The following is a 13772-nucleotide window of genomic DNA, read 5'->3' on the forward strand; positions in this document are numbered from 1 at the left end:
CGAACCTCATCAAGCCGGCCCTGCAGACCGGCGAGCTGCGCTGCATCGGCTCGACGACCTTCCAGGAGTACCGCGGGGTCTTCGAGAAGGACCGCGCGCTGGCCCGCCGTTTCCAGAAGATCGATGTCGTCGAGCCGACGGTCGCCGAGGCGGTGGCCATCCTCAACGGCCTGAAGGGCAAGTTCGAACTGCACCACGACGTGACCTACAGCGCGGATGCGCTGCAGGCGGCCGTGGACCTGTCGGTGAAGCACATCGGCGACCGCCTGCTGCCGGACAAGGCCATCGACGTGATCGACGAGGCCGGTGCCCGCCAGCGCCTGATGAGCGAGGACAAGCGCAAGCGTCTGATCGACGTCGAGGAGGTCGAACTCATCGTCGCCAAGATGGCGCGCATCCCGCCGAAGCAGGTCAGCGCCTCGGACAAGGACGTGCTGAAGAACCTCGAGCGCAACCTGAAGATGGTGATCTTCGGCCAGGACTCGTCGATCGAATCGCTGGTGTCGTCGATCAAACTCGCGCGCTCCGGCCTCGGCAATCCCGACAAGCCGATCGGCAACTTCCTGTTCGCCGGCCCGACCGGCGTCGGCAAGACCGAGGTCACCCGCCAGCTGGCCATGCAGCTCGGCATCGAACTGGTGCGCTTCGATATGTCGGAGTACATGGAGCCGCACTCCGTGAGCCGCCTGATCGGCGCGCCCCCGGGCTACGTCGGCTTCGACCAGGGCGGCCTGCTCACCGAGAAGATCGTCAAGACGCCGCACTGCGTGCTGCTGCTCGACGAGATCGAGAAGGCGCATCCGGACGTGTTCAACATCCTGCTGCAGGTCATGGACCGCGGCATCCTGACGGACACCAACGGGCGCGAGGCGAACTTCCGCAACGTCATCATCGTGATGACGACGAATGCTGGTGCCGCGCAGGCGGCACGCCGGACGATCGGCTTTGTCGAGCAGAACCACAGCACCGACGCGATGGAAGTGATCCGCAAGGCGTTCACGCCGGAGTTCCGCAACCGCCTCGACGCCGTGGTGCAGTTCGGCGCGCTCGGTTTCGAGCACATCCTGCGCGTGGTGGACAAGTTCCTGATCGAGCTCGAGGCGCAGCTGCAGGAGAAGCACGTGGCCATGTCGGCGACGCCGGAAGCGCGGCAGTGGCTGGCCGAGCACGGCTTCGACCCGCAGATGGGCGCGCGCCCGATGGCGCGCCTGCTGCAGGACAAGATCAAGCGCCCCCTGGCCGACGAGCTGCTGTTCGGCAAGTTGGTGAACGGCGGCAAGGTCGAGGTGGGCGTCCGCGACGGCCAGCTCACCGTCGAGGCCTTCGCCGAGCCGGAGAAGTTGCTCCCCGCCACCGTGGAGTGAGGCTCGGCGTTCTGGGCCCGGAAACGAAAAACGGCAGCCGAGGCTGCCGTTTTTCTTGGCATGGAGCGCGCGCGGCGCTTACTTCATGCGGTAGGTGATGCGGCCCTTGGTGAGGTCGTAAGGCGTCATTTCAACCTTGACCTTGTCACCCGTCAGGATCCGGATGTAGTTCTTGCGCATGCGGCCCGAGATGTGAGCCGTGATGACGTGGCCGTTTTCGAGCTTCACGCGGAACATGGTGTTCGGCAGCGTTTCGGTCACGGTGCCTTCGAACTCGATGGAATCGTCTTTTGACATGCAGCGGGCTTCTGGCCTTGGCGGTCTGGGGCGGGAAAGGGGGTGAATCGAAGGCGCGGAGTGTGCCACGCCGGGCCGGCGCTTGCAAAAATCCGGTTAAGCGGGTCGGGCGGGGTTCAGTCCACCAGCTGGCGGGCGGGGTAGGGCGTGCCCGCCCAGTCGGGGCTCGGCGCGCCCGAGGCGGTGCGGGCGAGGAAGCTCGAGAGGAACCGCGCCCGGGGCCAGACCTCCCCACCCATGAAGCGCAGGTGCGGGTTTTCGATCTGGGCGTCGAACAGCGGCCAGCCCAGTTCGTCGAGTCGTCGCCCGAGGGCCGCCAGCGCCACTTTCGAGCCGCCGCTCTCGAGACTGACCATGCTCTCGGCGTGGAAGCCGGTGCCGACTGCCACTCCATAAAGGCCCCCGACGAGCCGCTCGCCGTCCCAGACCTCGACGCTGTGCGCATGCCCGAGCCGGTGCAGCTGGCCGTAGGCGCGCTGCATCGCCGGGGTGATCCAGGTGCCGTCCTGGCCGGGCCGGGGCGCGGTGGCGCAGGCGGCGATCACGCGATCGAAGGCCGTGTCGAAGCGGACTTCCCACGGGCTGCGCCGCAGGTCGCGGCGGAAACGCGTTGAAAGCCTGACGCCATCGCTGCGGAATACCAGCCGCTCCGACGGCGACCACCAGAGGATCGGCTGGCCCTCGCTGAACCAGGGGAACATCCCTGCGGCGTAGGCATTCACGAGACGCACGGGCGACAGATCGCCGCCGATGCACACCAGGCCATCGGGTTCGTCCAGCGCTAGCTCGGCGGGCGGGAAGGGTGAAGCGGGATCGGGCCCCAGCAGCAGCGGGCGGCTCATGGCGATCGGAAGGGCGAATGCGCCGCCAGCGAATCGCGATAACGCCGCGTGGCCTCGCGCTCGGCCGCGCACCAACGTGTGAGTGCTTGCTGGAAGCGCGGTTCGGCCAGCCAATGACGGCTGTGCGTGGTGGTCGGCAGGAAGCCGCGCGCCAGCTTGTGTTCGCCCTGCGCGCCGGGTTCGAAACGGTCGAGGCCGTGCTCGATGCAGTACGCGATGCCCTGGTGGTAGCAGGCCTCGAAATGCAGCCCCGGCACGTCCGCCATCGCGCCCCAGTAGCGGCCGTAGAGGGTGTCGTTCGAGCGCAGGCATAGCGCGCCGGCGATCGCCTCATCGTCGCGTTCGGCGAGGATCAGGACGACGGCCGCGGGCAGGGTCTCGCACAGGTGCTGGAAGAAGGCCTCCGTCATCGCCGCGTGGTTCCACTTCTCGGCGAAGGTCTGGACGTAGAAGCGGTGCATCGCGGCCATCGGCTCGCCGCGCGCGGCCGTGCCGTCCAGAACGCGAAGACCGACGCCAGCCTCGGCCACCCGGCGCCGGTCGGCCTTCAGGTTCTTGCGGCGCTTGTGGTCCAGCGCGCCGAGGAAGTCATCGAACGTGCGCCACGACGGATCGCGCGACCAGTGGAACTGCAGGTCCTCGCGGGCCAGCCACGTGCCATCGAACGCATCGAGATCGTCGGTGTCGAGGAAGTTCGCATGCACCGAATGCATGCCGAGCGCCGGTGCCGCTGCGCGCATGGCCTCCAACAGCGTCCGCTTCGAACCATCGTCAACCGACAGCAGGCGCGGCCCGGTGACAGGGGAGTAAGGCACGCCGACCAGCCACTTCGGGTAGTAGTCGAGGCCGTACTGCGCGTAGGCGTTCGCCCAAGCGTGGTCGAACACGAACTCGCCGTGCGAGTTGCCCTTCGCATAGGCCGGCGCGACGGCGAGCAGGGCATCACCCTCCCACAGTGAGGCGTGCAGTGGCGTCCAGCCGTATTCGGGGTCGAGGCAGCCGTGCGCTTCGAGCCCGGCCAGGAAGGCATGCGCGGTGAACGGATGGCTGCCCCGGTTCAGCGCGTCCCACGTGACCGCAGGAATCTCGTGCATCCGGCGATGGAGGCGGAGCTCGGGCATCGCCGGCCGCGCAGCGCTTACTCGTGCTTGTCGAGGAACTTGTCGGCGTCGAGCGCCGCCATGCAGCCCGAGCCGGCCGAAGTGATGGCCTGGCGGTAGACGTGGTCGGCCACGTCGCCAGCGGCGAACACGCCCGGGATGCTGGTGCCGGTGGCGCCGCCGTCGAGGCCCGACTTCACCTTGATGTAGCCGTCGCGCATGTCGAGCTGGCCGTCGAACAGCGAGGTATTCGGGCTGTGGCCGATGGCGACGAAGAAGCCGGTGACGGCGATTTCGCGCGTGCTGTCGTCCTTGATCGAGCGCAGGCGGGCGCCGGTGACGCCGCTGTCGTCGCCCAGCACCTCGTCGACCGCGTAGTTCCACACCAGTTCGATCTTGCCGGCCGCGGCCTTCGCGAACAGCTTGTCCTGCAGGATCTTCTCGGCGCGCAGCGTGTCGCGGCGGTGCACGAGGTAGACCTTGTTGGCGATGTTGGAGAGGTACAGCGCCTCTTCGACGGCCGTATTGCCGCCGCCGATCACCGCGACGTCCTGGCCGCGGAAGAAGAAGCCGTCGCAGGTGGCGCAGGCCGAGACACCGCGGCCCTTGAAGGCTTCTTCCGACGGGATGCCCAGGTACTTGGCGCTGGCGCCGGTGGCGATGATCAGCGCATCGCAGGTGTACTCGCCGCTGTCGCCCTTCAGGCGGAACGGACGGGAACCCAACTCCGCCGTATGGATGTGGTCGAAAACGATTTCAGTCTCGAAGCGCTCGGCGTGCGCCTGCATGCGCGCCATCAGGTCCGGGCCCATCAGGCCGTGCGCGTCGCCCGGCCAGTTGTCGACTTCCGTCGTCGTCATCAGCTGGCCGCCCTGCTGCAGGCCCGTCACCAGCACCGGCTTCAGGTTGGCGCGCGCGGCGTACACGGCAGCCGTGTAGCCGGCGGGGCCGGAGCCGAGGATGAGGAGGCGGGAATGCTTGGTGGCGGTCATGTCGTTATACTTTCGCGGCTTCGTGGCGGTGTGCGGCGCAACAAAGGCGCGGCATGCGGGCTGCAAAGCTTGGGGGCCGAGGCCCTTCAAATCAAGGTTGCATCGACGTTGCTTCCAAGCCGCCTCACGGCGGCTTCATTCGTTCAATGTGCGCGTCCCGCGCCGCCCCCTGGAGCCCAGCACCATGCGTATCGGTATCCCCCGCGAAACCAAGACCCTCGAAGGCCGCGTGGCCCTCGTGCCCGCCGCTTGCGCCGACCTCGTGCGCCGTGGCCATGAGGTGTGGATCGAGAAGGACGCGGGCATCAAGAGCGGTTTCAGCGACGACGAGTACACCGCGCTCGGCGTCAAGATCGCCGCCGACGCGGCCGCGCTCTACGAAAAGGCCGAACTGGTGGTGAAGGTGAAGGAGCCGATCGACGGCGACCTCAAGCACCTGCGCAAGGACCATCTGCTGTTCTGCTACCTGCATCTCGCGGCCGAACCGGTGCTGACGCGCAAGCTGCTCGACATCGGCCTGACCGGCGTCGCGTTCGAGACGGTGGAGCTCGACAACGGCGACCTGCCGCTGCTGACCCCGATGTCCATCGTCGCCGGCCGCATCGCGGTGCAGGTCGGCGCGCACTACTTGCACCAGCCGATGGGTGGCAAGGGCAAGCTGCTGGGCGGCCTGCCGTCCACCGAGCGCGGCAAGGTCGTGGTGCTCGGCGCCGGCGCCGCTGGTGGCAACTCGGCCGCGCTGGCCGCATCGAGCGGTGCGAACGTGGTGGTGTTCGAGAAGCGCCAGGACCGCATGGCGCAGATGATGGCGCTCGGCCCGAACGTCACCGCGCTGTACCCGTACGAAGACGCCGTCGCCCGCGAACTGCGCGACGCCGACCTCGTCATCGGTGCCGTGCTGGTCACCGGCGCCAAGGCCCCGCACGTCGTTTCCCGCGAGATGATCAAGGGCATGCAGAAGGGCAGCGTGCTGGTCGACATCTCGGTCGACCAGGGCGGCTGCTTCGAGACCACCCGCCCGACCACGTGGAAGGAGCCGACCTACGTCGAGGAAGGCGTGATCCACTTCGCCGTGACCAACATGCCGGGCGCCGTGCCGCAGACCTCCTCGCAGGCCATCTGCGCGGCGATCCTGCCGTGGGTGCAGAAGCTGGCCTCCGGCAGCTGGCGCGACAACACCGCGCTCGTCCGCGGCATCAACGTCGAGGGCGGCCAGATCGTGCACCCGGCCCTGAAGGACATGGCGGTCTGAGCCCCTCGCGCTACACTCCCTGCGGCAAGTTCCCGCAGGGAGTGGATGCGTGCTGATGCAGGGCGTGGAGGGCAGGGCACTGGACCGTAAACAGAAGCTGTGGCGCGAAGTGGCGCTGGTGGTCGCCGCGCCGGCCCTGCTTTACCTGTTCGCCAGCCTAGTCAGCTACTCCGCGGCGGATCCGGGCTGGTCGCGGACCGGCAGCGTGACCGGCGACATCCAGAATTTCGGCGGCCCCGCAGGCGCCCACATCGCCGACTTCGCCTTTGGCTTGTTCGGCTGGATGGCCTACACCCTGCCCCTGATCCTTGGCGGCGTCACCTGGGTGGCCCTCTTCGGGATGGACAACGACGGCGACGGCCAGGTCGATCTCGGCCCGGCCCTGCGCCTCGTGGGCATCGTCGGCGTGCTGGTGGCCGGCACTGGCCTCATGCAGCTCTGGTTCGGCGCGTCGTCGGCCTTGCCGACCACCTCCTCGGGGGGCGTGCTCGGCGAGCTGGTCGGACGTTCCGTCACTGTCGTCTTCGGGTTGGCCGGCGGCCACCTGCTGCTGCTCGCACTGGTGCTGGTGTCGATCACGCTGGCCACGGGCCTGTCCTGGTTCGCGGTGATGGAATGGATCGGCGCCCGGATCCTCGGGCTGTTCGAGCGGGCCAAGGCGGGCCGCGAGCAGGCCGCGGAATGGCAGCGCACCCGCGTGCTCCGCGAAGAGCGCGAGGAAGTCCGCAAGGTCGAGACGCAGAAGCGCGCCAAGCGCGAGCCGGTGCACATCGAAGCCCCGGCCCCGGCCGTCGTGGAGAAGAGCGACCGCGCGAAACGTGAGCAGCAGATCCCGCTGTTCAACGCCGTGCCCGAAGGCGGACTGCCGCCGCTGTCGCTCCTCGACGAGCCCAAGGTGCAGGAGCGCGGCTACAGCGAGGAAACGCTGGAAACCCTTTCGCGGCAGATCGAGTTCAAGCTCAAGGACTTCCGCATCGACGTGCAGGTGGTCGGCGCCTATCCGGGCCCGGTCATCACCCGCTTCGAGATGGAGCCGGCACCCGGCGTGAAGGGCAGCCAGATCAACTCGCTCGACAAGGACATCGCCCGCGGCCTCTCGGTGAAGTCGGTGCGCGTGGTCGACGTCATCCCCGGCAAGTCGGTGGTCGGCCTCGAAATCCCGAACACCAAGCGCGAAATGATCTTCCTCTCGGAGATGCTGCGCTCGAAGGAATACGACAAATCCCCGAGCCCGCTGACACTGGCCCTCGGCAAGGACATCGCCGGCCGCCCCACCGTGGCCGACCTCGCGCGCATGCCGCACCTGCTCGTCGCCGGCACGACCGGCTCGGGCAAGTCGGTGGCCGTGAACGCGATGGTGCTGTCGCTGCTCTACAAGGCCTCCGCCAAGGACGTGCGGATGCTGATGATCGACCCGAAGATGCTGGAGCTCTCGGTCTACCAGGGCATCCCGCACCTGCTCGCGCCGGTCGTCACCGACATGAAGGAAGCGGCGAACGGCCTGCGCTGGTGCGTGGCCGAGATGGAGCGCCGCTACAAGCTGATGAGCGCCGTCGGCGTGCGCAATCTGGCGGGCTTCAACCGCAAGGTGAAGGATGCCCGCGACGCCGGCCAGCCGCTGATGGACCCGCTGTTCAAGCCGAACCCCGAGCTCGGCGAACAGCCTCGTCCGCTGGAGGAACTGCCCTACATCGTCGTGTTCATCGACGAATTCGCCGACATGATGATGATCGTCGGCAAGAAGGTGGAGGAACTGATCGCCCGCTTGGCGCAGAAGGCCCGCGCCGCCGGCATCCACCTGATCCTCGCTACCCAGCGCCCGTCGGTCGACGTCATCACCGGCCTGATCAAGGCCAACATCCCGACCCGCATCGCATTCCAGGTCAGCTCGAAGATCGACTCGCGCACGATTCTCGACCAGTCCGGAGCGGAGACCCTTCTGGGCCACGGCGACATGCTCTACCTGCCGCCGGGCACGGCGTTGCCGGAACGCGTGCATGGCGCCTTCGTCTCTGATGAGGAAGTGCATCGCGTCGTCGAGTTCCTGAAGCAGCACGGCGGTGGCGCGGATTACGTCGAGGGCGTGCTGGCCGAGGTGCAGACGCTCGGCGACGGCACGGTGGTCGGCGCCAGCGGCCTGCCGGAAGCGGCCAGCAGCGACGACAGCGAGAACGATCCGCTCTACGACCAGGCCGTCGCCTTCGTCACCGAGAGCCGCAAGGCCTCGATTTCGTCGGTGCAGCGTCGCCTGAAGATCGGCTACAACCGCGCCGCGCGCCTCGTCGAAGCCATGGAGCACGCCGGCATCGTCTCGCCGGCCGAGCACAACGGCGACCGCATGGTGATCGCGCCGCCGCCGCCGCGGTGACGCCTCCGTTCAGTCGCGACGCCGGACACTTCCCGGCGTCCTTTCCGGCCCGATCCGCCTCCCGATGACGACTTCGACCCTGTTCCGCACTGCTATCGCCGCCCTGATGCTCGCGCCCGCGCTAGCTTCGGCAAGCGCCGGTCGTGAGGCGATCACCCGGTTCTCCACCGACCTGCGCAGCCTCGACGGTCGTTTCGCGCAGCAGGTGTTCGATGCCAACGGCACGGCCACCGACCGCAGTGAGGGACGGATCTCGCTGAAGGCGCCGCGCCAGTTCCGCTGGGAGTACCAGCAGCCGTATCCGCAGCTGATCGTCGCGGATGGCGACCACCTTTGGCTGTACGACCCCGACCTTGAACAGGTGACGGTGCGTGTGCAGAGCTACGAAGAGCAATCCAGCCCGCTGGCCGCGCTGATCGATCCCGGCGAACTCGATCGCCAGTTCGTCGTGGGCGAGGGCGGGCAGGCCGACGGCCTCACCTGGGTCGATCTGAAGGCGCGCAAGCCCGAGGATTCGGCCGTGCAGGCGGCGAAGCTCGGCTTCAACGCCAGCGGCCTTGCGAGGATGGTGTTCGAGGACCAGCTCGGCCAGCGTACCGAGGTGAGCTTCAGTCAGTGGAAGCGCAACGGCGCGCTGCCGGCCGACCTGTTCCGTTTCACCCCACCCGAGGGCGTGGACGTCGTCGGCGAGACGCGCGACAGCGCCGAAGTGCGCCCGCTGCAGGAGTGAGCGCTCCGCTCGCCGAACGCATGCGCCCGCGCGACCTCGACGAGGTCGTCGGGCAGCGCCGGTTGATGGACCCGAAAGCCGCCCTGCGTCGCGCGCTCGATGCCGGGCGCGTGCATTCAATGATCCTCTGGGGGCCGCCGGGCTGCGGCAAGACCACGCTCGCTCGCCTTGTGGCCGCGCAGAGCAGCGCGCGTTTCCATGCGATCTCGGCGGTGATGAGCGGCTTGCCCGAGGTGCGCAAGGTGCTGGCGGAGGCTGCGGAAGCCTTCGCCCACGGCGAGCGGACGGTGCTGTTCGTCGATGAGGTACACCGCTTCAACAAGACGCAGCAGGATGCCTTTCTGCCGCACATCGAGGCCGGGCACATCGTCTTCGTCGGTGCGACGACCGAGAACCCGAGTTTCGAACTGAACTCCGCGCTGCTCTCGCGCTGCCGCGTGCACGTGCTCGAAGCGGTATCCGCCGCGGATATCGCCGAGGCGCTGCGCCGCGCGCTGCTCGACCCGGTGCGTGGCCTTGGCGCCCTCGGCCTCGGCGTGGACGACGACACCCTCACCACCATCGCCCAGGCGGCCGACGGCGACGTGCGCCGCGCGCTCACGCTGCTGGAGATCGCCGCGGAGATCGCCGAGGGCGGGCGCATCGATGCGGCCACGCTGGCGCAGGTGCTGGCCGACCGCACGCGCCGATTCGATAAGCAGGGCGAGCAGTTCTACGACCAGATCTCCGCCCTGCACAAATCGGTGCGCAGCTCCGACCCGGACGCGGCCATCTACTGGCTGGCGCGGATGCTCGATGGCGGCTGCGACCCGGCCTATCTCGCCCGCCGGCTCACGCGCATGGCCGTCGAGGACATTGGCCTCGCCGATCCGCGCGCGCTCGACATGGCCATCGCCGCGTGGGAAACCTTCGACCGTCTCGGTGCGCCGGAAGGCGAACTGGCGCTGGCACAACTCACGCTCTACCTCGCGAGCTGCGCCAAGAGCAACGCCGGCTACGTCGCGTGGAAGGCCGCCAAGGCCGACGTGGCGAAGCACGGCACGCTGGAGGTGCCGATGCATCTGCGCAACGCGCCGACGGCATTGATGAAGGGCCTCGGCTACGGCCAGGGCTACCAGTACGACCCCGATGTCGACGGTGGCGTGGCCCTCGGCCAGGTCTGCCTGCCTGACGCCCTCGACGGCCGCGTGTACTACCAGCCCGTCGCGCGCGGGATGGAGATCAAACTGAAGGAAAAGCTCGACGCCCTGCGCGAAGCGCGCCGCGCGGCTCGCGCCGAAAGGCGCACCGGTTCGACGTCCCGAGGCGGGCAGGGCACATGAATCCCACGCACCTCGCCTTGGCGATGCTCGGAGGCGCGCTGGGCGCCGGACTGCGCTACTGGCTTGGCGCCTCGCTGCTGCAGAAGTTCGGCGAGGGCCTGCCCTGGGGCACGCTGGCCGCGAATCTCGGCGGCAGTTTCCTGGCCGGCCTGCTGTTCGCGGTGCTGGCGCAGCGCGGCTCGCTCGGCGATGCCCTGCGTGCCCTGCTGATCGTCGGCGTGATGGGCGGCCTGACCACCTATTCGGCCCTGATGCTGGAACTGATGGCCTTCAGTCGCGGCGGCCATCCGGAGCGCGCGCTCGGATATCTGGCGCTGACGCTCGTCGGCGGCCTCGCGCTCGTGTGGCTGGGTCTGCGTGCGGGCGAAGCCCTTCGCGGCCCGCTGCCCTCGACGTTGGGTTGATCCAGCGCGTCTCGCGCTTGCCGTTCGCTTCAGCGCCGCGCAGCATCGACGGCGGGCCGCTCGGCCCGGCACCCGGGGAGGGGTGAACCATGCGCATCGTCATTGCTGGCCTGATCGGCGGCCTCGTCTTCTTCCTGTGGGGCGCGATCGCCCACATGTCGCTTGGCCTCGGCGACCGGGGCATGCATTACGGCCAGTCGCCGAAGGCGACCCTGGCGGTGATCCAGGCCGACCTCGCCACGCCTGGCATCCACGTGCTGCCCAGTTTGCCGGAGGCGCAGATGGGTGATGCCGAGGCGGCGGCCGCGTTCGCCAAGGAGCATGTTGGTTCCGGCTATGCCTTCATCGTCTACCAGCCCGGCGGGAACCCCGGACTGGCCGACATGGGCCCCAATCTCGGCAAGCAGTGGGCGACCGACACCCTGGCGGCCCTGCTGGCGGCCTGGCTGCTGTCGTTGCTGACCGGCGGCTTCGGGCAGCGGGTGGCGGTGGCCGGCGCCCTTGGGGTTTTCGCCACGGTGGCGCTGCTGGTCCCGTTCTGGAACTGGTACCTGTTCCCGCTGGATTTCGTGCTCGGCAACCTCGCGAAACACGCGCTGGGATGGGCCCTGGCGGGCGCCGCGATGGCATGGTGGCTGGGGCGCAAGCGATAATCCGCCTCCTGTTCCCGCGAGACCCCCTCGATGCTTGACCCGACCCTGCTGCGCGCCGAGCTGGCCACCACCGCCGAGCGCCTGAAGACCACGCGCGGCTTCGCCATCGACGTCGTGGCCTTGCAGTCGATCGAAGCCGAGCGCAAGCAGATCCAGGTGCGCACGCAGGAGCTGCAGAACCTGCGCAACACCCGCAGCAAGGCCATCGGCATGGCCAAGGCCAAGGGGGAGGATGTCGCGCCGCTGATGGCCGAAGTCGCGGCCATCGGCGACGAGCTCAAGGCTTCCGAAGCGCGCCTCGAGGCGATCAAGGCCGAGATCGACGCGATCGCCGCCGGTATCCCGAACCTGCCGGACACGTCCGTGCCCTTCGGTTCCGACGAGGGCGGCAACGTCGAGCAGCACCGCTGGGGTACGCCGCGCTCGTTCGATTTCGCGGTCAAGGACCACGTCGAGCTCGGCGCCCGCGACGGCATGCTCGACGGCGAGGCCGGAGCCAAGCTCAGCGGTTCGCGCTTCACTGTCCTGCGCGGTGGCGTCGCCCGCCTGCATCGCGCATTGGCGCAGTTCATGCTCGACCTGCACACCCGCGAGCACGGCTGTCTCGAAGTGAACGTGCCGCTGATCGTCAACGCCGACAGCATGCGCGGCACGGGCCAGCTGCCGAAGTTCGAGGAGGACCTGTTCTCGACCACGGTGGGCGAGGGCAAGCGCTACCTGATCCCGACGTCGGAAGTCTCGCTGACCAACCTCGTCCGCGACGAGATCGTCGACGCGGCGCAGCTGCCGATGCGCCTCACCGCCCACTCGATGTGCTTCCGCGCCGAAGCCGGTAGCGGTGGCCGCGACATGCGCGGCATGATCCGCCAGCACCAGTTCGAGAAGGTCGAACTCGTCACCCTCGCCACGCCCGAGCAGAGCGCCGACGAGCACGAGCGCATGACCCGCAACGCCGAAGTGGTGCTGGAGAAGCTTGGCCTGCCGTACCGTCGCATGCTGCTGTGCACGGGCGACATGGGCTTTTCGGCCACCAAGACCTACGACCTCGAGGTCTGGCTGCCGAGCCAGAACACCTACCGCGAGATCAGCTCCTGCTCGAACTGCGGCGATTTCCAGGCGCGCCGCATGCAGGCGCGCTTCCGCAATCCCGCCACCGGCAAGCCCGAGCTGCTGCACACCCTCAACGGCTCCGGCGTGGCCGTGGGTCGCGCGCTGATCGCGGTGATGGAGAACCACCAGAACGCCGACGGCAGCATCACCGTGCCCGAGGTCCTGCGCCCCTATCTCGGCGGCGCCGAGCGCATCTGAGCCCCCGACGATGAGCAGCGGCGAACTCGACCTCAACGACCTGAAGCTGTTCGCCCTCGTCGTCGAGCATGGTGGCTACGCCGCCGCCGAGCGCGCCTCCGGCGTGCCGAAGTCGCGGCTGTCGCGACGCATCGCCCAGCTCGAGGAGGATTTCGGCGTCCGCCTGATCCAGCGCTCGACGCGCAAGTTCGCGGTCACCGAGGTTGGCCAGAACGTCTTCAAACACGCGCAGTCGATGCTGGCGCAGGCGCAGGCCGCGCAGGAGGCCGTGCAGGTGCTCAGCGCCGAGCCGCGCGGCGTGGTGCGCGTGAGCTGCCCGGTTTCGCTCTCGCAGCGCCTGCTGTCGCGCGTGGTGCCCGGTTTCCTGATCAAGCACCCGAAGGTGCGCCTGCAGGTGCACGTGGCGAACCGCCGCGTCGATGTCATCGAGGAAGGCTTCGACGTTGCCCTGCGCGTGCGCACCAAGCTCGACACGGACGGCGACCTCGCGATGCGTCGCTTCGGCGAGTTCCGCGAGTTGCTGGTGGCGAGCCCGATCTACCTCGCCCGCCATGGCCGCCCCATCGACCCGGAAGCCTTGGCCGAGCACGTCACACTGAGCATGAGCGAGGACGATGCGCGCCAGGTCTGGGAGCTGCATGGCCCGAACGGCGTGACCCGCAAGGTCGAGATCAAGCCGCGGCTGATGGCGCTCGATTTCCCGCTGCTGCAGGAAGCCGCCATGGCCGGCATCGGCATCGCGCTGATGCCCGAGGCGGCCTGCGTCGATGCCGTGCGCGCCGGGCGGCTGGAGGTCGTGATGCCGGCCTGGAGCCTGCAGCAGGGCATCTTCCACGCCGTGTTTCCCTCGCGACGCGGGCAGCTGCCCGCCGTTCGTGCCTTCATCGACCATATGGTCGAGGAGTTCCCGCGCCTGATGGGCGAGGCGAGGCTGTAACGCAGGTCGCGGCTGCGGCTCAGGAAGGCCGCGGCTACAATGCCCGCACACGGAGAGATGGCCGAGTGGTTTAAGGCAGCGGTCTTGAAAACCGCCGTGGTGGTAACACCACCGTGGGTTCGAATCCCACTCTCTCCGCCACCTCGCTTAAGTGATTGAAAGGACACGCTTTTCTGTCCGTTGGCCGGTCGTTCTTGGCGGAG

Annotated in this window: 13 protein-coding genes and 1 tRNA gene; 10 read left to right on the top strand and 4 right to left on the bottom strand. The window is 68.4% G+C overall.

Going from position 1 to position 13772, the window contains the following annotated elements; all coding sequences use genetic code 11:
* Nucleotides 1-1364 (top strand): AAA family ATPase (locus tag ACIQ6S_RS12615; RefSeq protein WP_397608669.1); only part of this gene is annotated, 1364 nt, incomplete at its 5' end.
* 78 nt (nt 1365-1442) lie between these two features.
* Here the strand turns inward: ACIQ6S_RS12615 and infA are convergent.
* The 4 genes from infA to trxB all read right to left on the bottom strand — a co-directional run bounded on the left by infA (nt 1443) and on the right by trxB (nt 4595).
* Nucleotides 1443-1661: a translation initiation factor IF-1 gene (gene infA, locus ACIQ6S_RS12620; protein ID WP_028769496.1), complete on the bottom strand. Its 219-nt coding sequence runs from the start codon at nt 1659-1661 to the stop codon at nt 1443-1445.
* Nucleotides 1662-1777: 116 nt separating this feature from the next.
* Complete coding sequence (gene aat / locus ACIQ6S_RS12625) at nt 1778-2509, bottom strand: leucyl/phenylalanyl-tRNA--protein transferase (RefSeq protein WP_397608690.1); 732 nt, start codon at nt 2507-2509, stop codon at nt 1778-1780.
* On the bottom strand, nt 2500-3624 hold the full coding sequence (locus tag ACIQ6S_RS12630) for a GNAT family N-acetyltransferase (protein WP_397608670.1): 1125 nt from the start codon (nt 3622-3624) through the stop codon (nt 2500-2502). Before ACIQ6S_RS12630 ends, aat begins: the two co-directional genes overlap by 10 nt.
* Before the next feature lie 17 nt (nt 3625-3641).
* Nucleotides 3642-4595: a thioredoxin-disulfide reductase gene (gene trxB / locus ACIQ6S_RS12635; protein ID WP_397608671.1), complete on the bottom strand. Its 954-nt coding sequence runs from the start codon at nt 4593-4595 to the stop codon at nt 3642-3644.
* A 184-nt stretch (nt 4596-4779) separates the two neighbouring features.
* Here trxB and ald point away from each other — a divergent pair, with 184 nt between their 5' ends.
* The 9 genes from ald to ACIQ6S_RS12680 all read left to right on the top strand — a co-directional run bounded on the left by ald (nt 4780) and on the right by ACIQ6S_RS12680 (nt 13710).
* A complete protein-coding gene (ald, locus tag ACIQ6S_RS12640; RefSeq protein WP_397608672.1) occupies nt 4780-5847 on the top strand; it encodes an alanine dehydrogenase in 1068 nt (355 codons plus the stop codon).
* A gap of 55 nt (nt 5848-5902) precedes the next feature.
* Entirely contained in the window at nt 5903-8215 is a 2313-nt protein-coding gene (locus tag ACIQ6S_RS12645) for a DNA translocase FtsK (protein ID WP_397608691.1), read from the top strand.
* 64 nt (nt 8216-8279) lie between these two features.
* Nucleotides 8280-8945 (top strand): outer membrane lipoprotein chaperone LolA, encoded by a 666-nt coding sequence (gene lolA / locus ACIQ6S_RS12650; RefSeq protein ID WP_397608673.1) that lies wholly within the window; start codon nt 8280-8282, stop codon nt 8943-8945.
* A gap of 20 nt (nt 8946-8965) precedes the next feature.
* Nucleotides 8966-10267, top strand: coding sequence for a replication-associated recombination protein A (locus ACIQ6S_RS12655; protein WP_397608674.1), 1302 nt, complete (start codon nt 8966-8968; stop codon nt 10265-10267).
* On the top strand, nt 10264-10671 hold the full coding sequence (locus tag ACIQ6S_RS12660) for a fluoride efflux transporter FluC (protein ID WP_397608675.1): 408 nt from the start codon (nt 10264-10266) through the stop codon (nt 10669-10671). Before ACIQ6S_RS12655 ends, ACIQ6S_RS12660 begins: the two co-directional genes overlap by 4 nt.
* Nucleotides 10672-10760: 89 nt before the next feature.
* A complete protein-coding gene (locus ACIQ6S_RS12665) occupies nt 10761-11324 on the top strand; it encodes a hypothetical protein (RefSeq protein ID WP_397608676.1) in 564 nt (187 codons plus the stop codon).
* A 30-nt stretch (nt 11325-11354) separates the two neighbouring features.
* Entirely contained in the window at nt 11355-12632 is a 1278-nt protein-coding gene (gene serS, locus ACIQ6S_RS12670; RefSeq protein WP_397608677.1) for a serine--tRNA ligase, read from the top strand.
* A gap of 10 nt (nt 12633-12642) precedes the next feature.
* Nucleotides 12643-13569, top strand: coding sequence for a LysR family transcriptional regulator (locus ACIQ6S_RS12675; RefSeq protein ID WP_397608678.1), 927 nt, complete (start codon nt 12643-12645; stop codon nt 13567-13569).
* A gap of 51 nt (nt 13570-13620) precedes the next feature.
* A tRNA-Ser gene (locus tag ACIQ6S_RS12680) sits at nt 13621-13710 on the top strand.
* Nucleotides 13711-13772: the final 62 nt, after the last annotated feature.

It is taken from the genome of Silanimonas sp., assembly GCF_044377035.1.
Classification (GTDB): Bacteria; Pseudomonadota; Gammaproteobacteria; order Xanthomonadales; family Xanthomonadaceae; genus Silanimonas.

Bases quoted from the DNA above. Each gene is read 5' to 3' on its own strand.
- infA (WP_028769496.1), bottom strand. From the start codon at position 1,661: ATGTCAAAAGACGATTCCATCGAGTTCGAAGGCACCGTGACCGAAACG.
- ACIQ6S_RS12630 (WP_397608670.1), bottom strand. From the start codon at position 3,624: ATGCCCGAGCTCCGCCTCCATCGCCGGATGCACGAGATTCCTGCGGTC.
- trxB (WP_397608671.1), bottom strand. From the start codon at position 4,595: ATGACCGCCACCAAGCATTCCCGCCTCCTCATCCTCGGCTCCGGCCCC.
- ald (WP_397608672.1), top strand. From the start codon at position 4,780: ATGCGTATCGGTATCCCCCGCGAAACCAAGACCCTCGAAGGCCGCGTG.
- ACIQ6S_RS12645 (WP_397608691.1), top strand. From the start codon at position 5,903: ATGCAGGGCGTGGAGGGCAGGGCACTGGACCGTAAACAGAAGCTGTGG.
- lolA (WP_397608673.1), top strand. From the start codon at position 8,280: ATGACGACTTCGACCCTGTTCCGCACTGCTATCGCCGCCCTGATGCTC.
- ACIQ6S_RS12655 (WP_397608674.1), top strand. From the start codon at position 8,966: ATGCGCCCGCGCGACCTCGACGAGGTCGTCGGGCAGCGCCGGTTGATG.
- ACIQ6S_RS12660 (WP_397608675.1), top strand. From the start codon at position 10,264: ATGAATCCCACGCACCTCGCCTTGGCGATGCTCGGAGGCGCGCTGGGC.
- ACIQ6S_RS12665 (WP_397608676.1), top strand. From the start codon at position 10,761: ATGCGCATCGTCATTGCTGGCCTGATCGGCGGCCTCGTCTTCTTCCTG.
- serS (WP_397608677.1), top strand. From the start codon at position 11,355: ATGCTTGACCCGACCCTGCTGCGCGCCGAGCTGGCCACCACCGCCGAG.
- ACIQ6S_RS12675 (WP_397608678.1), top strand. From the start codon at position 12,643: ATGAGCAGCGGCGAACTCGACCTCAACGACCTGAAGCTGTTCGCCCTC.